Source organism: Cupriavidus sp. D384 (genome assembly GCF_001652915.1).
Taxonomy (GTDB): domain Bacteria; phylum Pseudomonadota; class Gammaproteobacteria; order Burkholderiales; family Burkholderiaceae; genus Cupriavidus.
The window spans coordinates 105,144-125,674 of the sequence record NZ_BBQI01000093.1; the positions used below are offsets into that span (position 1 = coordinate 105,144).

Here is a 20,531-nt window from a genome sequence, read left to right on the forward strand (position 1 = left end):
GACAGGCTGTGACGGGCGTAACGGTATATTACCCGTCACTTCAGCCTGTGCGGAGAGGCGCGGCGTCAGTCTTCGGCCGTGGCGCTGCTGCCGGCCGGGACCAGGATGTCCCGGTTGCCGTTGCCGGACATGGCCGAGACCAGGCCGGCCTTTTCCATGTCTTCCAGCAGCCGCGCCGCGCGGTTGTAGCCGATGCGCAGGTGCCGCTGCACCAGCGAAATCGACGCCCGGCGGTTCTTGATGACCACTTCCACGGCCTGGTCGTAGAGCGGATCGGCCTCGCCGCCACCGCTGCCAATCCCGGCGCCACCGCCAAGGCTGTCGCCGGCGCCATCGCCATCGACCAGCCCGCCTTCGAGGATACCCTCGATATAGTTGGCCTCGCCGCCCTCCTTGAGCTTGTCGACCACGCGGTGGACTTCATCATCGGACACGAACGCGCCGTGAACCCGCACCGGCATACCGGTACCCGGCGCCAGGTAGAGCATGTCGCCCATGCCCAGCAGCGCCTCGGCGCCCTGCTGGTCAAGAATGGTGCGCGAATCGATCTTGCTGCTGACCTGGAACGCGATACGCGTCGGCACGTTGGCCTTGATCAGGCCGGTGATCACGTCCACCGACGGCCGCTGCGTCGCCAGCACCAGGTGCAGGCCCGCGGCACGGGCCTTCTGCGCGATGCGGGCGATCAGTTCCTCGACCTTCTTGCCCACCACCATCATCAGGTCGGCCAGTTCGTCGATGACGATGACGATCGTCGGCAGCTTTTCCAGCGGTTCCGGGGCGTCCGGCGTCAGGCTGAACGGATTCGGGATCTTTTCTTCCTTCGCCGCGGCCTCGTCGATCTTCTTGTTGTAGCCGGCCAGGTTGCGCACGCCCAGCTTGCTCATGAGCTTGTAGCGGCGTTCCATCTCGCCCACCGCCCAGTTCAGCGCATTGCCGGCCTGGCGCATGTCGGTCACCACCGGGCACAGCAGGTGCGGAATGCCTTCGTAGACGCTCATTTCGAGCATCTTCGGGTCGATCAGGATCAGGCGCACCTGGTCGGCGCGGGCCTTGTAGAGCAGCGACAGGATCATCGCGTTGATGCCCACCGACTTGCCCGAGCCCGTGGTGCCGGCCACCATGCAATGCGGCATCTTGGCCAGGTCGGCCACCATCGGCTTGCCGGCGATGTCCTTGCCCAGCGCCATGGTCAGGCTGGACGCGCTCTCGTTGTAGACCTGCGAGCCCAGGATCTCGCCCAGCCGCACGGTCTGGCGCTTCGGATTCGGCAGTTCCAGGCCCATGTAGTTCTTGCCCGGAATCGTCTCGACCACGCGGATCGACACCAGCGACAGGCTGCGCGCCAGGTCACGCGCCAGGTTCACCACCTGGCTGCCCTTCACGCCCGTGGCAGGCTCGATCTCGTAGCGGGTGATCACCGGGCCCGGATAGGCGGCCACCACCTTGACCTCGACACCAAAGTCCTTGAGCTTCTTCTCGATCAGGCGGGACGTGTACTCCAGCGTCTCCGCGCTGACGGTTTCCTGGTGGGCCGGCACGGCGTCCAGCAGCGACAGCGGCGGCAGGTCCGTATCCTGGATATCGGCAAACAGCGGCTGCTGCTTCTCGCGCTCCACGCGCTCGTGCTTGGGCACGGCCTGCGGACGCACGATCTGCACCGGGGCGGCCTCTTCCTGCTTCACGCGCTGCACTTCCACGGTTTCGGTGCGCTCCACCTTGGCAGCCGCGCCGATGATGCGGTCCTGCTTCTTCTCGCGGCGGGCCTTGAAGCCCATGAACAGCGTCTCGACAAAGCCGCCTACGTGCTCGGCCACCGACAGCCACGAGAAATGGAAGAACAGCGACAGGCCGATGGCAAACATCAGCAGCAGCAGCAGCGTGGCGCCCGAAAAGCCCAGCGCCAGCTGCAGCCAGCCGCCGAGCAGGTCGCCCAGCACGCCGCCCGGCGCGCGCGGCAGGGCCGAACGCAGCGGGTACATGCGGATGGCCTCCAGGCCCATGCTGGACACCAGCGTCAGCGCAAAGCCGATCCAGCTGATGGCCGTGCTGTGCTGGGGGTCGGGCACGCGCTCGGGCAGTTCGGCCGTCAGCACGCGCCAGCCGCGCCAGCAGCGGCGGATCAGCAGCACGCTCCACCAGTAGGCCGAAAAGCCAAAGATGAAAAAGAGGATGTCGGCCACCCAGGCGCCCACACGGCCGCCAAGGTTGCGGATATCGGACACCTGGCTGGCATGCGACCAGCCGGGATCGGCCTTGCTGTAGCTGGCCAGCACGCACAGGAAGCCAAGCGTCACGGCAAGCAGCAGGAACCAGCGCACCTCGCCAAGCAGCTTGCCGATGCGCGATGGAAGTGCCGACGGGTCGGTCCGGGTAGTCGTGGTAGCGCGAGCCATGCGTCAGGGTCTGTTCAATCGTGCGAAGTGGACGATGGCGGCCATTTTAACCTTGCCTGACCCTATCGCCTTCATTGGAATTTGCAACAGTCGGCAAACGCCGCGCCACATATAATGGCGGTTTCGAGTGACACCGGGGCGAATGCCGCACCGGCTCACTTGCTGTCTACAGGAACGCATCATGTCCGCAAAACACGCAAAAGTGCTGATTCTCGGGTCCGGCCCGGCCGGCTACACCGCCGCCGTCTACGCGGCCCGCGCCAACCTGAACCCGGTGCTGATCACCGGCCTGGCCCAGGGCGGCCAGCTGATGACCACCACCGACGTGGAAAACTGGCCCGCTGACGCTAACGGCGTCCAGGGCCCGGACTTGATGCAGCGTTTCCTGGCGCATGCCGAGCGTTTCAACACCGAAATCATTTTCGATCACATCCACACGGCCAATCTGACCGAAAAGCCGATCCGCCTGATCGGCGACGCCGGCGAGTACACCTGCGACGCGCTGATCATCGCCACGGGCGCCTCGGCACAGTACCTGGGCCTGCCGTCGGAAGAAAGCTTCATGGGCCGCGGCGTGTCCGCCTGCGCCACCTGCGACGGATTCTTCTACAAGAACCAGGAAGTGGCCGTGATCGGCGGCGGCAATACGGCTGTGGAAGAAGCGCTCTACCTGTCGCATATCGCCAGCAAGGTTACCGTGATCCACCGCCGCGACAAGTTCCGCGCCGAGCCGATCCTGGTGGACCGCCTGCTCCAGCGCGTCAAGGAAGGCCGCGTCGAACTGCGCTACGACCATACGCTGGACGAGGTGCTGGGCGACCAGTCGGGCGTGACCGGCCTGCGCATCCGCAGCACCAAGGACACGACGAAGACCGAGGATCTCAAGCTTTCGGGCCTGTTCGTGGCAATCGGCCACAAGCCGAACACCGACCTGTTCGTCGGCCAGCTGGAGATGAACAACGGTTATATCGTGACCAAGAGCGGCCTGTCGGGCGACGCCACGGCCACCAGCATCCCGGGCGTGTTCGCGGCCGGTGACGTGCAGGATCACGTCTACCGCCAGGCCATCACCAGCGCCGGCACGGGCTGCATGGCCGCGCTGGATGCCCAGCGCTACGTCGAAGCCCTGAAGTAATTTCCCGCCGGGCGGCCGCTGGCCGGCCCCGGCGCGAACCCCACGGGGACGCCCGCCTTGCAGCGGCCGTCCCCGTTTTCCTTATAATCGGTGCCGAGCTTTCAGAAACTTCTGCTATGTCGCAAGGCGCCAAAACCCCTCCCAAGCGATTCGGCCTGCACGATCTGGCCGCGGTACGTGACGATCTCAAGGCCGATGCCGAGCGCCGCGAAGCCGAGCGCAAGGCTGCCGAAGCCGCCGCCAGGCGTGCCGAGGAAGAGGCCAATGTCTTCCGGTCCAGTATCGGCTCGGTCAGTTCCCTGCGCGACCGCAACCGTGTGCAGCACGCCGCCAAGGCTCCCGCCCCCATTCCGGTACAAACCCAGCTCAACGACAAGGCGGTGCTTGAAGCGTCGCTGTCCGATGAATTCGACGTCGAGAACCTGCTCGATATCGACGAGACCATGTCGTTCCGCCGCCCCGGCATTGGCGAGGATGTGATCAAGAAACTGCGCCGTGGCGAGTGGGTGCCGCAAGACAAGGTGGACCTGCACGGCCTGCGCAGCGACGAAGCCCGCGAGGCGCTGGCCAATTTCCTGCGCCGTTCGGTGCGCAATGGCGTGCGCTGCGTGCGGGTGATCCACGGCAAGGGCATCGGCTCGCCGGACAAGCTGCCCGTGCTCAAGGGCAAGGTCCGCAGCTGGCTGGTGCAGAAGGAAGAAGTGATCGCTTTCGTCCAGGCCCGCGAGTCGCAAGGCGGCGCGGGTGCCCTGATGGTCCTGCTGCGCCAGCCCAAACCCTGACGCCACCTATGCACCTGCCGTTCGATCTGCTGATGGGGCGGCTGCCCCTGATCCTCCACGTCATGGAGATCACCGGGGTACTGGCATTCGCCGTATCGGGCGTGGTGGATGCCCGCAAGCAACGGCTGGACGCCGTGGGCACGTTCATCGTCGCCTTCGCCACGGCCTTTGGCGGCGGCACCGTGCGCGACGTGCTGCTGGACCGCCGGCCGTTCTACTGGGTCGAGCACGAATACTACGTGCTGCTGATCTTTGCGATGTCGATCGGCGCGGCGATGGTGTTCCGGATGGTGAGCACCGTGGCGTCGGACCGCGCGATGCTGGTGGCCGATGCCATTGGCCTTGGGCTGTTCTCGGTCACGGGCACGTCGCTGGCGCTGGTGGCGCAGATGACCCCGACCGTGGCAGTCATGATGGGCATCATCTCCGCCGTATTTGGCGGCGTGCTGCGCGACGTGCTGTGCAATGAAGTGCCGATGATCCTGCGCGACCGCTCGCCCTATGCCACCTGTTCGTTCGTGGGCTGCTGGGTCTACGTGGGGCTCACGTGGCTGCGCGCAGACCAGGAAGTGGCCCTGCTGTCCGGCGCGCTGGTGACGATCGGCATGCGGCTGCTGTCCGTCCGGTTCGCGTGGAAGCTGCCAAGTTGAAGGCCACCACCGCCAATCGCGTCCAAGTGGGTCCGTCCGGAAGTGTCAACCATGTCCTCGCATACCTGTCACCCATGTGTCCGGTCTGAACACGCGGGAGAGCGGAGCAAATCACCCGCGAGCAGCCAAAAAGAAAGCCGGCCATGAGGCCGGCTTTCCATCCATCCTGACGCAAGTGTCAAGCGTTTGCTCAGACCGCCGCTTCGTCCTGCTCGCCGGTACGAATGCGGATCACGCGCTCGATTTCGGTCACGAAGATCTTGCCGTCGCCGATCTTGCCCGTGTGGGCGGCCTTGACGATGGCGTCGAGCACGGTGTCCAGCTGGTTCTCGGCCACCACCACCTCGATCTTGATCTTCGGCAGGAAGTCGACCACATACTCGGCGCCGCGGTACAGCTCGGTATGACCTTTCTGGCGGCCAAACCCCTTTACCTCGGTCACCGTCAGACCGGTCACGCCCACGTCGGCCAGTGCTTCGCGCACTTCGTCGAGCTTGAACGGTTTGATGATGGCGGTAATCTGCTTCATGGCTGGCCTCTGTCTCTAAAGGTGTCGGAAGATGTCAGATTCTAGCCCGAAACACCACACGCCGATTGCGGGCGTACCCACATTGCCCGCAATCGGCGTGCCAGACGGCATGACAATCAGCCCGCCTGGTCCGGAATCCGGGCCAGATCGCGCACCCAGACGGCCGATTCGCCGTCGCTGGGTGCCCGCCAGTCGCCACGCGGCGACAACGACCCGCCCGAGCCCACCTTGGGCGCGTTCGGGATGCACGACCGCTTGAATTGGCTGGTCCGGAAGAACCGGTCGACGAAAATCCCGAGGATGCGCTTGATTTCAGGCAGTTGATAGCTGTTGCGGGCCACATGCGGGCCGTTCGGCCAGTTGCCGCGCGCCACGTCGCCCCAGGCATGCAGCGCCAGGAACGCCACCTTGGACGGCGAATATCCATAGCGCAGCGTGTAGTACAGGTTGAAATCCTGAAGCTCGTAGGGCCCGATGATCTGTTCGGTCTTCTGCCCGGGCGCCTCGTCCTGCCCGTTGGCGGCGGGGCCGCTGGGCACCAGTTCGGGGCTGATATCGGTGTCCAGCACCGCCAGCAGCACGTCTTCGCCGCCCTTGCCGATCTGGCTGGTTTCTGCCACCCAGCGCACCAGGTGGCTGATCAGCGTCTTGGGCACGCTGGCGTTGACGTTGTAGTGGGACATATGGTCACCCACGCCGTAGGTACACCAGCCCAACGCCAGTTCGCTGAGATCGCCGGTGCCGATCACAATGGCGCCGTTGTGATTTGCCAGCCGGAACAGGTGGTTGGTGCGCTCGCCGGCCTGCACGTTCTCGAACGTGACGTCATAGACCGGCTCGCCCCGCGCATACGGGTGATCCAGATCCTTCAGCATGGCCAGGCAGCTCGGCCGGATATCGATCTCGCGCGCCGTGCAGCCCACGGCCTGCATCAGTTCGCGCGCCTGCTTCAGCGTGCGGTCGCTGGTGGCGAAGCCCGGCATCGTATAGGCCAGGATATTGGCGCGCGGCAGGCCCAGGCGGTCCATGGCCTTGGCGCAGACCAGCAGCGCGTGGGTGGAGTCGAGCCCGCCCGACACCCCGATCACCACCTTCTGGATGCGGCTCGACGACAGCCGCTGCACCAGCGCCTGCACCTGGATGTTGTAGACCTCCATGCAGCGCTCGTCGCGGCGGCGCGGATCGGCCGGCACGTACGGGAAGCGCTCGACCTTGCGCTCCAGCGGCAGCGCCTGCGCGGTGGGCAAATCCATCTGGAAGGCCACCACATCGAACTTCTCGACCTCGTCCTTGTGCCGGCGCACCGATTGCCCGAACGACGTCTGGTGCATGCGCTCGCGCGACAGGCGCTCCAGGTCGATATCGGCGAAGAGCAGGTGCGACGTATCGGCAAAACGCTCCGATTCGCCCAGCAGTTCGCCGTTCTCGTAGATCAGCGCCTGACCGTCCCAGGCCAGGTCGGTGGTCGACTCGCCCTTGCCGGCCGACGTGTAGAGGTAGGCCGCCAGGCAGCGCGCCGACTGCTGCGACACCAGCTGATGGCGATAGCCCGACTTGCCGACCACGATATTCGACGCCGACAGGTTCACCAGCACGGTGGCACCAGCCAGCGCCGCGAACGACGACGGCGGGATCGGCACCCAGACGTCTTCGCAGATCTCGGCGTGGAAGCGGAAGAACGGGATGTTCTCGATCTCGAACAGCAGGTTCGCCCCGAACGGCACTTCGGCGCCCAGCAGCGACACCGTGTCGACGGCGGCGCAATCGGCGCTGCTGAACTGGCGGGCCTCGTAGAACTCCCAGTAGTTCGGCAGGTAGGTCTTGGGCACCACGCCCTGCACCACGCCGTTGGCCACCACCACGGCACAATTGAACAGCTGGTGCTCCACCAGCACCGGCATGCCGACGATCATGGCGGCACGAATGCCGGCCGATGCCTCGACGATCGACTGCAGCGCCAGTTCGCATTCGCGCAGCAGCGCGCGCTGATGGAACAGGTCGTCGCAGGTGTAGGCCGGCAGGCCAAGCTCGGGAAATGCCACCAGCACCGCGCCGCCGTCGGCGGCCTGGCGGGCCAGGGCGATGGTCTGTTCGGCGTTGTACGCGGGATCGGCCACGCGGCACTCGGGCACGCCAACGGCCACGCGCGCAAAGCCGTGGGAATAGAGGTTGTAGAAAGGGTGCGTCATGTCTGGACCCGTACCGGGAAGGAATGTCGGGGGAGTGGACATCGGAAAACGGATATGCGCATTCTACGACGCCCTGCGGCAGCCCGGCGTCCGCGTCACGCTGACGGCGCCTGCAGCACAATTTCAATTCCGGTAGACTCGCCCGGCACCCACGCCAACCCGTCCATGAGTGATTCGCGCCCCAACTACCGCACGGAAATCCTGCCGGACCTTGCCGAGATCGACGCCGCCGACTGGGACGCGCTGCTGGCCGCACAGGCCGAACCCACGCCGTTCCTGCGCCACGCCTTCCTGCACGCCATGCACGCCAGCGGCAGCGCCACCGACGACACCGGCTGGTCGCCCCGCTTCCTGACGCTCTGGGTACCCGACGGCAAGGGCCCGGGCCGCGACCGGCTGGCGGCGGCCATGCCGCTCTATGCCAAGTCGCACTCGTATGGCGAATACGTGTTCGACTGGGCCTGGGCCGACGCCTATCGGCAGCACGGCCTCGACTACTACCCCAAGTGGCTGGCGGCGGTGCCGTTCACGCCGGTGCGCGGCGCGCGGCTGCTGGCCGAGGACGATCTTTCGCGCATGGTGCTGCTGCGGTTCGCGCTGGCGCTGGCCGAGGAAAGCCAGCTCTCGTCGCTGCATGTCCTGTTTCCGTCGGACCATGAGGCCGACCTGATGCAGGAGGCGGGCATGATGATGCGCCACGGCGTGCAGTTCCACTGGACCAATCCCGGCTACGCCGACTTCGACGCCTTCCTGGCAACGTTGTCGCAGAAGAAGCGCAAGAACATCCGCGCCGAACGCCGCCGGGTGGCCGAGGCCGGCATCACGTTCCGCCAGTTGCGTGGCGCGGACATCGACGACGCGGCCTGGAAGTTCTTCAACCGCTGCTACCGCCAGACCTACCGCGAGCATCATTCCACGCCCTACCTGAACCTGGACTTCTTCCGGCGCATCGGCGAGGCGATGCCGGAGAACCTGCTGCTCGTGATTGCCACGCGCGACGGCACCGACATCGCCAGTTCGCTGCTGGTCTACGATGCCGACCCGGCGGTAAGTACGCTGTACGGGCGCTACTGGGGCGCGCTGGAGCACCACCCGTGCCTGCATTTCGAAACGGCCTATTACCAGCCGCTGGAATTCTGCATCGCCGAGGGCATCGGCACGTTCGAAGGTGGCGCGCAGGGCGAGCACAAGATGGCGCGCGGCTTCCTGCCCGTGGCAACACGTTCGGCGCACTGGCTGGCCCATCCGTCCTTTGCCGATGCCGTGGAGCGCTTCCTGGAGCGCGAACGCCAGGGCATGGACGCCTATCTGGACGAGCTGAACGACCGCAACCCGTTCGCGCGGCCCGCTGGCGGCGGCGACTGAAGCGCAGCCGCGTACGCCCTACCCGCCTGGCGGGCTACCGGGCTACCGGCGCGGCAGCATCCGCCGCAGCGTGTTGTCGCTCAGCATGTAGTGGTGGAACAGTGCGGCCATCGCGTGCAGGCCGATCACCAGATAAAAGGCATTGCCGAGCGTCTCGTGAATCTCGCCCAGCACGTCCTTGAGCGCCGCATCGGGCGCGATCAGCGGCGGCAGGCCGACGCCCAGGCCCGGCACCATCAGTTCCCGGCCGCCGGCATTCATCATCAGGATGCCAAGAATGGGCTGCGCCAGCAGGAACAGGTACAGCAGGACATGCATGGCCGCGCCGGCCAGCCGGGCCAGCCACGGATAAGGCTCGGACGCCGGCGCTCCGCGCACCGCCCGCCAGAGCAGGCGCGGCACGGTCAGCGCCAGCACCAGCGCGCCCGACCACTTGTGCACTTCCATGGCAACCATGCGCGCGGTGGTGCCCTTGTCGGTAAAGCCGCGCAGCTCGATCGCGGCGTACGCCACTGCCACCAGCACGAACATCAGCCAGTGGAACGCGATAGCCACCGCGTCATAGCGGGCGAATGCGGCCGCGTCAGGCGCGGTCGCCATGCCTTGCTGAACAGGCATCGATACTCCATTGCTTGTGGGGAATGGCCGAAAGCTTAGCGCCAGCGCCCGCCCCCGGCCTTGCCGCCGATCACACCGCCAACAAAAAACCCCGCCGGCCGGCGGGGTTTTCCTTGCCCAAAGCAGCGGTGCGATTACTTCTTGAAGTTCGCCACGCCGTCGGTGATTTCCTTGTGGGCTTCCTCGATGCCAGCCCAGCCTTCGACCTTGACCCACTTGCCTGCTTCGAGTGCCTTGTAGTTCTCAAAGAAGTGCTTGATCTGGTCGAGCGTATTTTGCGCCACGTCCGACAGGCCCTTGATGTGGGCGGTGGCGGGGCTCAGCTTGTCCACCGGCACGGCCACGAGCTTGGCGTCCACGCCCGACTCGTCGGTCATCTTCAGCATGCCCAGGGCGCGGCAGCGCACGACGGCGCCGGCCAGGATCGGGAACGGGGTCAGCACCAGCACGTCCACCGGGTCGCCGTCGCCCGACAGCGTTTGCGGGATGAAGCCGTAGTTGGCCGGGTAGCGCATGCCCGTGCCGATGAAACGGTCCACGAACAACAGGCCGGTTTCCTTGTCGGCCTCGTACTTCACCGGATCGCTCTGGGCGGAGATCTCGATGATGACGTTGAAATCGTTGGGAAGGTCCTTGCCCGGGGAGACGAGGTTGAAGCTCATGCGAGTTCTCCGAATACCTGTGGAATGGGATGGGCGGCATTATAGCGGGTCGGCCCTGACCGCAGCCTGACAACCGCCATCGCGCCATGTGGCGGTTAATGCCTTGCGCGCCCGGCGCGGTGCGCGATAATGCGGCATTCCCGATTTCAGCATTTGCTCCATAACCGGAGCCGTGGAGACCTGCATGCATGCCCAGCATTTCGTCGCCAATCGCCTGATCGCCCCCGATTCCGGCCTGCGCATCAAGGTGTTCGACCCGTCCAATGGCGAGCCGTTCGCCGAGATCGCGCGCGGCAATGCCACCGATATCAGCGTGGCCGTCCGCGCCGCCCGCCAGGCCTTCGAAGGCGAATGGGGTGCGATGAACCCGGCCGATCGTGTGCGCCTGCTGAACCGCCTGGCGCTCAAGCTGATCGAGCACGAAGACGAACTGGCCGCGCTGGAAGCGCGCGACACCGGCAAGCCGCTGCGCCAGGCCCGTGCCGACGCCCGCGCCGTGGCCCGCTATTTCGAGTTCTACGCCGGCGCGGCCGACAAGCTGCACGGCGAGACCATCCCCTACACCACCGGGTACACGGTACTCACCGTGCGTGAACCGCATGGCGTGACCGGCCATATCGTCCCGTGGAACTACCCGCTGCAGATCTTCGGCCGCAGCGTGGGTGCTGCGCTTGCCACTGGCAACGCCTGCGTGGTCAAGCCGGCCGAGGACGCCTGCCTGTCGATCCTGCGCGTGGCCGAACTGGCGGCCGAAGCGGGGCTGCCCGAAGGCGCGCTGAACATCGTCACCGGCTACGGCCACGAAGCCGGGGCCGCGCTGGCCCGCCATCCGGGCATCAACCATATCTCGTTCACGGGGTCGCCACAGACCGGCAAGCTTGTGTCGCAGCTGGCGTCCGAGAATCACGTGCCTGTGACACTGGAACTGGGCGGCAAGTCGCCGCAGGTGGTGTTTGCCGATGCCGATCTCGATGCGCTGTTGCCCGTGGTGGTCAACGGCATCGTGCAGAATGCGGGGCAGACCTGCTCGGCGGGCAGCCGCCTGCTGGTGGAGCGGCCCGTCTACGAAACCCTGCTCGACCGCCTGTCAGGCGTGTTCGAGGCGCTGCGCGTGGGCCCGTCGGAACTCGATCTGGAATGCGGCCCGCTGATCAGCCGCAAGCAGCAGCAGCGCGTGTGGGACTTCGTGTCCGATGCGCAGCACGCCGGCATCGCCGTGATGGCCCAGGGCCAGATCGTGGGCGAGGCGCCGGAGTCAGGCTACTACCAGGTGCCGATGCTGTTCCGCGATGTGCCCGCCACGCATCGGCTGGCCCAGGAGGAAGTCTTCGGGCCGCTGCTGGCCGCCATGCCGTTCGACACCGAGGACGAGGCCATCCGCCTTGCCAACGGTACCGCGTACGGCCTGGTGGCCGGCGTCTGGACGCGCGACGGCGGACGCCAGATGCGGTTGGCGCGCAAGCTGCGGGCGGGTCAGGTCTTTATCAACAACTATGGCGCCGGCGGCGGCGTCGAGCTGCCGTTCGGCGGCACCGGCCAGTCGGGCTATGGCCGCGAGAAGGGCTTCGAAGCCCTGTACGGATTCACCACTCTGAAAACCATCGCCATTCAACATGGGTAGCATCAACTTTCTTTCGGTCGCCTTTGCCATCTTCTTTTTCTGGATGTCCTGGCATGTGCGGCACAAGCGCGCCACCAATCCTTCCGGCATGCCCCGCCTGCAGGTGTTCAAGCGCAAATGGGGCGACACCGTGGGCGACCGCGTCCACTGGTGCATGTACGTGGCCCTGCCCTTCCTGCTGGGCATCATGATGGTGGCGAATGCCTTGCAGAACAAAGGCCCCTTCCACTGATTCAGACGATTCCGATGTTCCGCCCGTAGCGCGGCAACAGACCGCGCCGGGCTTCACCCATGGAGACAGGCAATGACCAGACTGGCTGGCAAGGTAGCGGTAGTGACGGGCGGCGGCTCGGGCTTTGGCGAAGGCATCTCGCATACGTTCGCGCGGGAAGGCGCCAGCGTGATGGTGGCCGACTTGAACCTCGACGCCGCCAATCGCGTGGCGGCGGCCATTCGTGACGCGGGCGGCAAGGCGGACGCGGTACGTGCCGACGTCTCGCAGGGCGACGACGTGGCCGCGATGCGCGACGCCACGCTGGCCGCCTTCGGCGACGTCCACTGCGTGGTCAACAACGCCGGCACCACCCACCGTAACAAGCCGATCCTCGAAGTCACCGAGGAAGAGTTCGACCGCGTCTATGCGGTCAACGTGAAGAGCATCTACTGGTCGGCGCATCACTTCATCCCGCACTTCCGCCAGCGTGGCGGTGGCAACTTCGTCAACGTGGCCTCGACGGCCGGCATCCGGCCGCGCCCCGGGCTGGTCTGGTACAACGGCAGCAAGGGCGCTGTCATCGTCGCCAGCAAGGCCATGGCCGCCGAGCTGGGCCCCGACAATATCCGCGTGAACTGCGTGAACCCGGTGATTGGCGCCACGGGCCTGCTGGAGCAGTTCATGGGCGTGCCCGACACCCCCGAGAACCGCGCCCGGTTCCTGGCGACCATCCCCATGGGACGCATGTCCACCCCGCAGGACGTGGCCAACGCCTGCCTGTACCTGGCATCGGACGAGGCCAGCTTCATCACCGGCACCTGCATCGAGGTGGATGGCGGCCGCTGCGTCTGAGCCGGCCGGTCACCCACCGATCCGTTTTTCCAATCCCGCGGTAACGTCGTACGACTACAAGACCCAATGAGGAGACACCGATGACAACCACCGCAGTCAACGCCGGCGCGCGCGACGCCGGCTTCGAGGACGCCACCTACCGCAAGGTTACGTGGCGCCTGGTGCCGTTCCTGCTGCTCTGTTACGTCGTGGCCTACCTGGACCGCGTCAACGTGGGCTTTGCCAAGCTGCAGATGCTCAACGACCTGCAGTTCAGCGAGACCATCTACGGGCTGGGCGCCGGCATCTTCTTTATCGGCTACTTCCTGTTCGAGGTGCCGAGCAACGTGATCCTGCACAAGGTGGGCGCGCGAATCTGGATCGCCCGGATCATGATCACATGGGGCCTGATCTCGGCAGCCATGATGTTCGTCACCACCCCGACGATGTTCTACGTGCTGCGCTTCCTGCTGGGTATTGCCGAGGCCGGCTTCTTCCCGGGCATCATCCTGTACCTGACCTACTGGTATCCGGCCAGCCGCCGCGGGCGCACCACCACGTTCTTCATGACGGCCATCGCGCTATCGGGGGTGATCGGCGGCCCGTTGTCAGGCTGGATCATGCAGTCGTTCGACGGCCACAACGGCTGGGCCGGCTGGCAGTGGATGTTCCTGGTCGAAGGCATCCCGTCGATTCTGGTCGGTATCTGGGTGCTGCTGTATCTGGACGACCGCATCGCCCATGCCAAGTGGCTCAGCGCCGACGAAAAGGCGCTGCTTGAACGCAATATCGCGGCCGAGGACCAGCACAAGGAAGATCCGCCGGTCAGCCAGGTGCTGTCCAGCCCGCGCGTCTGGCTGATGAGCGCGATCTACTTCAGCTTCGTGATGGGCCTGTACGGCGTGAGCTTCTGGCTGCCGACGATCATCAAGCAGACCGGGGTGAAGGGCGCGCTCGACGTGGGCCTGCTCACCGCCATTCCGTATGGCTGCGCCGTGATCGGCATGATCCTGTTCGCCCACAGCGCCGACCGCCGGGGCGAGCGCCGCTGGCATATCGCCATACCGGCGTTGCTTGGCGCGCTGGGCCTGGTGCTGTCGGTGCAATGGCATGGCGATACCACGATGGCAATGGTGGCGCTGACGCTGGCCACCATCGGCATCCTGACCACGCTGCCGCTGTTCTGGAGCCTGCCGACGGCCTTCCTGGCCGGCACGGGCGCCGCCGCCGGCATTGCGCTGATCAATTCGCTGGGCAACCTGGCGGGCTTTATCAGCCCCTATGCGGTGGGCTGGCTCAAGGACATGACCCAGAGCACGGACTCGGGTATGTACCTGCTGGCCGCCTGCATGGTGGTGGGCGCGGCACTGACGCTGTCGGTGCCGGCAAGGATGATCGGCCGGAAGGCGGATTGATTGAAGGTTTGCTGGCCTGCGCGTGTTTGCTCCCCTTTCCCGGGCAACGGGAGAGGGAAGCAACCAGAGACCAACCGGCTTACGCCTCGCCCAGCATCTGCGCCACGGACGATGCCGTGGCGGCGGCCTTCTCGCCGATCAGTTGCTGCAGCGTGCGCAGCAGTTCGTCCTCGTTGAACGGCTTGCCCAGATACACGTTCACACCGATTTCCGCCGCATAGCGGCGATGCTTCTCGGCCGTACGCGACGTGATCATGACCAGCGGCATGTGGTTGGTGCGGGCATCGGCACGCACATTGCGCGTCAGGTCGAAGCCGTCCATGTTCGGCATCTCGATGTCGACGAGCATCGCGTCGGGCATCACTTCCTGCAGCTGACGCAGCGCGTCCACGCCGTCACGGGCCAGCACCACCTGGTAGCCGGCACGCGTCAGCAGGCGCTGGCTGGCCTTGCGCACGGTCAGCGAATCGTCCACCACCATCACGGTCGGCTGGGTCATCAGCCCCGGCACAGGCACTGCCGCACCAGCGTCGATGAATTCGGCCACCGCACCGGTCTGGCCGCCATGCTGCGGCGCGGCCAGCATCGGCGTGGCCGGTGACGTGGCGCCACGCTCGCGTTCCCAGCGCTGGGCCAGCACCACCGGGTTGTAGATCAGCACGATCTCGCCATCGCCCAGCGTGGTGGCGCCCGCAATGCCTTCCAGGCGCGCCAGGTGCGGGCCGATGTGCTTCACCACCACTTCGCGGTTGCCCAGCACGTCGTCCACATGCACGGCCACGCGTTCGGCACCCGAGCGCACCACCACCACCGGCGAATACTTGCGGCCCGACGCCATCGCGGCGGTTTCCTCAAGCAGCGCGCCGAAGTAGAAGAACGGCACCTCGATACCGGCCGCCGTGAAGCGGCCAGCGTTGTAGGCCTCCAGCAGCGGCTTCTCGCGCAACTGGTGAACCTGGTCGATCATGCCGCTCGGCATGGCGAACAGGCGCCCGCCCAGCGACACCAGCAGCACCTGCGTGATGGCCGTGGTCAGCGGCAGGTGCACCGTGAAGCTGGTGCCACGGCCGGCCTCGGTCGACAGCGTGATACGGCCGCCCAGCGCCACCGTTTCGGCACGCACCACGTCCATGCCCACGCCACGCCCCGCCAGTTCGGACACCGCATCGGCGGTCGAGAACCCCGGGGCGAAGATCATTTCGGTCAGGCGGGCTTCGCTGGCATCCTCGTCGGGTGCCATCAGCTGGCGCGCCACGGCTCGCTCGCGAATGCGCTGCAGGTTCAGGCCGCCGCCGTCGTCGAAGAACGTCAGCACCACCTCGTTGCCTTCCTGCTGCACTTCCAGCGTCAGCGCGCCGGTGGCCGACTTGCCCGCCGCACGGCGCGCGTCGGCCGGCTCGATGCCATGCACCACGGCATTGCGGATCAAATGCTCGATCGGGCCGGCCATGCGGTCCAGCACCGAGCGGTCGATTTCCACGGTACCGCCCTTGATCAGCAGGCGCACTTCCTTGCCGGTCTCGGTGGCCGACTGGCGCGCCACGCGATACAGACGTTCGGCCAGCGCATCGAACTGCACCATGCGCGCCTGCATCAGGCCGCGCTGCAGGCCCCGCGTCAGCCGCGCCTGCTGCGCCAGGTCACCCGACGCGCGGTCAAAGCCGCGCTGCAGGTTCTGCTCCACGGTCGCCACGTCGTTCACCGACTCGGCCATCATGCGCGTCAGTTCCTGGAAGCGCGTGAAGCGGTCGAATTCCAGCGGATCGAATTCCTGGTTGTGCTGCTGATCGGCGATTCGCGACGCCATCTGCGTTTCGGCCTGGATTTCGATCTCGCGCAGCTGCATGCGCAGACGCGCGACGTTGTCGTTCAGTTCGCCAAGGTAGCTGCGCAGTGCCTCCAGCTCGCTGTCCAGACGGGCGCGCGTGGCGCTGACTTCGCCGGCGTCGTTGATCAGCGTGTCCAGCGCACGGGCCTGCACGCGCACCAGCGCCCGCTGCCGCTCGGCGTCGGTCGGCAAGGCGGCGGGAGCGGCCGGCATCAGCGGCGCCGCCGGCACGATCGCGTGCTGCGGTGCACCCTGCACAGCCGCCTGAGCAGATGCTTCCAGCACCGTCGCCGAAGCGGCTGCGCCGGCGGGTGCTGCCACCAGGCCGTTGACCACATCGGCATCGTCCACCGGCAGCAGGCGGCCGTTCTGCAGCGCATCCACGTGCGCCAGGATACGGTCGTACCAGGCATACAGCTTGCCGAACAGGTCCGGCGTCACGCGCTGGCCGCGCACGCTGGCTTCCAGCAGCGTTTCCATTTCATGGGCCGCCTGCCCCAGCGCCATGGCGCCGGCCATGCGCGCACTGCCTTTAAGCGTATGCAGGCCGCGCAGGATCAGGCCGCCGTGCTGCGCATCGTCCGGCGAGGCTTCCCACGTGCGCACCAGCTTGCCGAGATCGGGCAGCGCGCCATGGGCTTCTTCCAGGAAAATCTCGACCAGCGCCGGGTCCAGCGACGAGGCGTCGGTCGAGATGTCATCGGGTGGCGTATCGGGAGAATCCGGGCTGACGTGCGCCACGGCGATCGATTCATGGCGCGGCGCCGTTGGCATCGCGATCACCACGGCGTCCTGCACCGGGGTCACCGGCATCAGCGCCGGGACAGCCGGCGCCGAAACCGGCGGCAGCGACGTGATCGGCGTCAGCTTCACGGGCGGCAGTTCCGCCCGCGGGGCCTGCGCGTCAGCGTCGATCTCGGGCAGCGGCTGCGACACGGCCTGGTTCTGGCCGAACAGTTGCGACACCGAACCTTCCTGCCCGGTGGACTGGGCCGCCGGCAGCGCCGCGCGCGGACGCACCAGCGCGCGTTCGCCAAAATCGTTCAGGTCGCGGCACAGCGATGCATCGGCATCGGGCCAGATGCCGGCGGCAAACTGGTGCAGCATCGCGCGCAGCCGGTCGACGGCAATGTCCAGCAGGCGGAAGTCGGCCGGATGCATGACCACGGGATGGCGGCCCAGCAGCAACAGCAGATGTTCGAGCGCCTCGGCAATCTCGCGCACCGGCTCCAGGCCCACCGTCGACGCGCTGCCCTGCAGCGTGTGCGCCACGCGCAGTGCCAGTTCGCTCGGGCACGGATGGTTCTCGTGCCGCCATTCGGACAGATCCGTCGCGAACTGCCGCAGCAGATCGTCGGCTTCCTGCAGATAGACGTTGTAGAGCGCCAGGCCGATGCGAACCGGGCCGATGACCTTGTAGCCCTCGTCGTCGTCCGCCAGCCCGCCCGACAGGCGGAACGGCAGCACGTTGTCTTCGACCGGCTCGGGATCTGCCAGGTCGGCCTGACCGGCACTGTCTGCCGTTCCGGCCGGTTCGGTGATATCGATGCCGCCTGACAGGTCCACAGGCTCGGCGGACGACAACCGCGTGTGCACCGATGCCAGAGGCGCGGATGCCTGGGCCAGCAGTGCGTCCAGTGAATCGATCGACTCGGCCTGGCCTGCGCCTGTCGCCATGCCGCCCGGCTCGCGCAGCGCCTGCGCAGCGTCTACCAGCGGCGCGATCTCGCGCAGCGTCGACGGATCTTCCAGCAGGGCCAGCGCCCATTCGCGCAGCAGGTCGTGTGCCTGTTGCAGCAGGGCCGGCAGTTCGGGCACCGGCTCGCGCGCCTCGGCGATCCACAGGTTCATCACCTGCTCGACAGCCCAGGCGGCTTCGCCGTAACGGTTCAGGCCGACCATCCGGCTTGACCCCTTGAGCGTGTGGAACGCGCGGCGCATGCGGCTCAGCACGTCGGTATCGCCCAGGGCTTGCAGGCCGCCCGCCAGGTCCGTGGCGATATTGCCCAGCACCTCTTCGGCCTCGGCCAGGAAAATCTCCAGCAGTTCGGCGTCGATGGCGGCAGCATCGGCCGGCATCGGCGCCGCTGCGGGCGCTGCCGTCACCGGGGCCACGGCGGCCGGCAACGGGTCGGCCAGTGCTACCACCATGCGTTCGGCCGCCGATTCGCTACCGGCCAGCCAGGCGTGAAGCTGCGTGGTGGCCTCGGCGGCCTGCCGGCGCAGCGCGGCGTCGTCGTCGATGGCGGCCTGGTCGGCCACCGCCTGCAGCGCGGCCCGCAGCCGCTGGATCTCGGGGGAATCGGCATGGGCCGCCACACGGATGGCGTCCATCGCGGCACTGCGCGCCGCGCCCAGCGCGCCTTGCGGCACGGCATCCTGGCGTTGCGTGCGCAGCGCGAGCGGATCGTCGCCAGCAGCATCGTTCTGCTTGCGGCCAAATTCGAGCAGGTCGGCGAAGGCGTGCACGGCGCCCAGTTCGGCGGCGATATCCGACAGCTGATCGATACGCGCGGCGTGGTCGGTCGTTTCACGCAGCACGCCCAGCCGCGCCAGCACGGCACGCACCGACGCCAGCGCAGCGTCGGTCTCGTCGTCGATGCCCTCTGGCAACGCGGCACTGCCATGGATACGTTCGATCGAGGCCAGCAGCGCGCCGAAGGCCTGCGCGGCGTCGTCGAGCGCGTTGCCCGCATCGGCCCGTGCCGCATTGCGGTCATAGGTATCGAGCCACGATTCACCGCTGTCCAGCTGGGCACGCACCTGCGCCACGGCTTCGGTGCGCTGCGCCTGGGCACCGGCGGACTGAACCAGTTCGGCCAGCCAGGCAGGCGCCGCCGCATCAAGATCAGCCAGGCAGGCCGTCAGCGTCTCGCATCGCACGGCAAATTCGGCCGCCGATGCATGTCCGGATTTACCGTGGACGCGCCACGGCATGGCCAGGGCCCCCGCCAGGAACAGCGCCACGCCGCCCCGGCCCAGCGCCTCGCCCGCCGGCCGCTGGCCCGCGTAGGCCGCCGCTGCGGTCAGGCACTGCTGCAGCGCCGGCTGCGCCAGCGGCATGGCGGCCTCTGCCAGCGATGCCAGCGCAAGCTCCCAGCCCGACTGGTCGTCGGCGGCGGCCCGCTCGATGGCGGTGGCCGCATGCTGCAGGTTGCGCGTATCGATCGGATCGAGCCAGCCGTAGTAGCGCTGGCGGTAATCGGCCCGCGCCACCCTATGCGCCGGGTCCACGCGGTACGCCTGCAGGCTGCGCGCGATATCCACACGCAGCACCTGTACGGCGGCCTGCACCACGGGCGGGGTCGAATCTTCGGGGCCGTCCGGCGTCAGCCCGGTGCTGACCAGCAGGAAAATGGCGTCGTTGAGCAGCGCCTGCGGCACGCGCACCTGGCCTTGCAGGTACTGGCGCACCAGCAGGTGGGTTCGGGCGGCAAAGCGCTTGGCAAGCAGGTCGGACGGCAACAGGCCATGCGCCAGCGCGCGGAATACCATCGCCAGCGTGTGCCAGATGCCGCGATCGGGCGTGTCGGTGGTGCGGCGCGCGTCCTGCTCGTGGTTGCGCACGTCATCGAGCGCCGACTGCAGCGGCAGCCAGGCCTCGCGCAGCAGCGACGTCTCGGTGCACGGCGTGGGCAGGCGCAGCGCCTTCAGCAACGCGGCCTCGAAGCGCTGGCGCGCACGCGTGACGGCCGACGCCGAGCGTGTGGGCAGCACGATGCCGGGCAGCGCCTGCAGGTCTTCCAGCCACAGGTCGGCCGGGTGCACGCGCTCTTCCTTCATCAGCGCCAGCGTGGCGGCATAGGGCTGGAACAGGCGCAGCGGGTCTTCCGCGTCGCCCGTCATCAGGTCGTCGACGTATTCGGCCAGTGCCTGCACGCCGGTGCGGAACACCGCCAGCATGGCGGCATCGGCGGCCACGGTGCCCGCGTCGACGGCTTCCAGCAGCCGGCGCTGCGCCTGGCAATAGGCATCCACCCCGCGCAGGCCCACGATATGCACGGCACCCGCAGCCTGGTGCAGATGCTGGCCGGCCAGGCGCAGCGACGTGGTGTCGCGGGCGCCCAGCGCTTCGGGCGTTTGCCGGATCTCGTCGACATAGTGGCCCAGCTCGGTCGCGGCGTCGTCCAGCGCGGTGCGCAGGCTTGGCGCCAGCCAGGCAAGCACCGAGAGGTCGCGCTGCGGCGCAGCCGGTACCCCGGCTGCAGCCGTATCCGGCGTGGCATGCGTTTGCGGCGCGGCCGTGGCGGCCTCGTCGCTGGTGAGGATGGAATTCAGGGACATGACCAGTTCCGG

General features: G+C 67.1%; 14 protein-coding genes. 8 read left to right on the top strand and 6 right to left on the bottom strand.

All coding sequences use genetic code 11. The features are described from left to right. Positions 1-65: 65 nt before the first annotated feature. Positions 66-2,396 (bottom strand): DNA translocase FtsK, encoded by a 2,331-nt coding sequence (locus A9J21_RS21860; protein WP_066739255.1) that lies wholly within the window; start codon positions 2,394-2,396, stop codon positions 66-68. Positions 2,397-2,577: 181 nt separating this feature from the next. Between A9J21_RS21860 and trxB the strand changes: the two genes are divergently transcribed. From trxB to A9J21_RS21875, 3 genes are all read left to right on the top strand, one after another. After that, positions 2,578-3,531, top strand: a complete 954-nt coding sequence (gene trxB / locus A9J21_RS21865; RefSeq protein ID WP_066739256.1) for a thioredoxin-disulfide reductase — start codon at positions 2,578-2,580, stop codon at positions 3,529-3,531. Between the two features lie 116 nt (positions 3,532-3,647). Further along, positions 3,648-4,313, top strand: coding sequence for a Smr/MutS family protein (locus A9J21_RS21870; protein WP_066739257.1), 666 nt, complete (start codon positions 3,648-3,650; stop codon positions 4,311-4,313). A gap of 8 nt (positions 4,314-4,321) precedes the next feature. Further along, positions 4,322-4,963 carry a trimeric intracellular cation channel family protein gene (locus A9J21_RS21875; RefSeq protein ID WP_066739258.1) on the top strand — a complete coding sequence of 214 codons (642 nt, stop codon included), beginning with the start codon at positions 4,322-4,324 and terminating at the stop codon, positions 4,961-4,963. 190 nt (positions 4,964-5,153) lie between these two features. Here A9J21_RS21875 and glnK read toward each other — a convergent pair whose 3' ends face one another. Then, entirely contained in the window at positions 5,154-5,492 is a 339-nt protein-coding gene (gene glnK, locus A9J21_RS21880; RefSeq protein ID WP_006162803.1) for a P-II family nitrogen regulator, read from the bottom strand. A gap of 116 nt (positions 5,493-5,608) precedes the next feature. Continuing rightward, positions 5,609-7,681, bottom strand: coding sequence for an NAD(+) synthase (locus A9J21_RS21885; protein ID WP_066739259.1), 2,073 nt, complete (start codon positions 7,679-7,681; stop codon positions 5,609-5,611). 165 nt (positions 7,682-7,846) lie between these two features. Between A9J21_RS21885 and A9J21_RS21890 the strand changes: the two genes are divergently transcribed. Continuing rightward, complete coding sequence (locus A9J21_RS21890) at positions 7,847-9,046, top strand: GNAT family N-acetyltransferase (RefSeq protein WP_082926558.1); 1,200 nt, start codon at positions 7,847-7,849, stop codon at positions 9,044-9,046. Between the two features lie 42 nt (positions 9,047-9,088). Here the strand turns inward: A9J21_RS21890 and A9J21_RS21895 are convergent, their stop codons facing one another. Continuing rightward, positions 9,089-9,664 carry a cytochrome b gene (locus A9J21_RS21895; RefSeq protein WP_066739260.1) on the bottom strand — a complete coding sequence of 192 codons (576 nt, stop codon included), beginning with the start codon at positions 9,662-9,664 and terminating at the stop codon, positions 9,089-9,091. 134 nt (positions 9,665-9,798) lie between these two features. Next, positions 9,799-10,326: an inorganic diphosphatase gene (ppa, locus tag A9J21_RS21900; protein WP_066739261.1), complete on the bottom strand. Its 528-nt coding sequence runs from the start codon at positions 10,324-10,326 to the stop codon at positions 9,799-9,801. Between the two features lie 184 nt (positions 10,327-10,510). On the opposite strand from ppa, the gene A9J21_RS21905 reads away from it, so the two are divergent. The 4 genes from A9J21_RS21905 to A9J21_RS21920 all read left to right on the top strand — a co-directional run bounded on the left by A9J21_RS21905 (position 10,511) and on the right by A9J21_RS21920 (position 14,407). Beyond that, positions 10,511-11,947 (top strand): aldehyde dehydrogenase family protein, encoded by a 1,437-nt coding sequence (locus tag A9J21_RS21905; RefSeq protein WP_066739262.1) that lies wholly within the window; start codon positions 10,511-10,513, stop codon positions 11,945-11,947. Next, a complete protein-coding gene (locus A9J21_RS21910; RefSeq protein WP_066739263.1) occupies positions 11,940-12,179 on the top strand; it encodes a hypothetical protein in 240 nt (79 codons plus the stop codon). Before A9J21_RS21905 ends, A9J21_RS21910 begins: the two co-directional genes overlap by 8 nt. Before the next feature lie 72 nt (positions 12,180-12,251). Next, a complete protein-coding gene (locus tag A9J21_RS21915; RefSeq protein ID WP_066739264.1) occupies positions 12,252-13,013 on the top strand; it encodes an SDR family oxidoreductase in 762 nt (253 codons plus the stop codon). A gap of 80 nt (positions 13,014-13,093) precedes the next feature. Further along, positions 13,094-14,407, top strand: a complete 1,314-nt coding sequence (locus tag A9J21_RS21920; RefSeq protein WP_066739265.1) for an MFS transporter — start codon at positions 13,094-13,096, stop codon at positions 14,405-14,407. 79 nt (positions 14,408-14,486) lie between these two features. Here A9J21_RS21920 and A9J21_RS21925 read toward each other — a convergent pair whose 3' ends face one another. Next, a complete protein-coding gene (locus A9J21_RS21925; protein ID WP_066739316.1) occupies positions 14,487-20,519 on the bottom strand; it encodes an Hpt domain-containing protein in 6,033 nt (2,010 codons plus the stop codon). Positions 20,520-20,531: the final 12 nt, after the last annotated feature.

What these genes read in the sequence shown, in the direction of transcription:
- trxB (WP_066739256.1), top strand. Translation starts at nt 2,578, where the DNA reads ATGTCCGCAAAACACGCAAAAGTGCTGATTCTCGGGTCCGGCCCGGCC.
- A9J21_RS21860 (WP_066739255.1), bottom strand. Translation starts at nt 2,396, where the DNA reads ATGGCTCGCGCTACCACGACTACCCGGACCGACCCGTCGGCACTTCCA.
- A9J21_RS21895 (WP_066739260.1), bottom strand. Translation starts at nt 9,664, where the DNA reads ATGCCTGTTCAGCAAGGCATGGCGACCGCGCCTGACGCGGCCGCATTC.
- A9J21_RS21890 (WP_082926558.1), top strand. Translation starts at nt 7,847, where the DNA reads ATGAGTGATTCGCGCCCCAACTACCGCACGGAAATCCTGCCGGACCTT.
- A9J21_RS21875 (WP_066739258.1), top strand. Translation starts at nt 4,322, where the DNA reads ATGCACCTGCCGTTCGATCTGCTGATGGGGCGGCTGCCCCTGATCCTC.
- A9J21_RS21910 (WP_066739263.1), top strand. Translation starts at nt 11,940, where the DNA reads ATGGGTAGCATCAACTTTCTTTCGGTCGCCTTTGCCATCTTCTTTTTC.
- A9J21_RS21925 (WP_066739316.1), bottom strand. Translation starts at nt 20,519, where the DNA reads ATGTCCCTGAATTCCATCCTCACCAGCGACGAGGCCGCCACGGCCGCG.
- A9J21_RS21870 (WP_066739257.1), top strand. Translation starts at nt 3,648, where the DNA reads ATGTCGCAAGGCGCCAAAACCCCTCCCAAGCGATTCGGCCTGCACGAT.
- A9J21_RS21915 (WP_066739264.1), top strand. Translation starts at nt 12,252, where the DNA reads ATGACCAGACTGGCTGGCAAGGTAGCGGTAGTGACGGGCGGCGGCTCG.
- ppa (WP_066739261.1), bottom strand. Translation starts at nt 10,326, where the DNA reads ATGAGCTTCAACCTCGTCTCCCCGGGCAAGGACCTTCCCAACGATTTC.
- A9J21_RS21920 (WP_066739265.1), top strand. Translation starts at nt 13,094, where the DNA reads ATGACAACCACCGCAGTCAACGCCGGCGCGCGCGACGCCGGCTTCGAG.
- A9J21_RS21905 (WP_066739262.1), top strand. Translation starts at nt 10,511, where the DNA reads ATGCATGCCCAGCATTTCGTCGCCAATCGCCTGATCGCCCCCGATTCC.
- glnK (WP_006162803.1), bottom strand. Translation starts at nt 5,492, where the DNA reads ATGAAGCAGATTACCGCCATCATCAAACCGTTCAAGCTCGACGAAGTG.
- A9J21_RS21885 (WP_066739259.1), bottom strand. Translation starts at nt 7,681, where the DNA reads ATGACGCACCCTTTCTACAACCTCTATTCCCACGGCTTTGCGCGCGTG.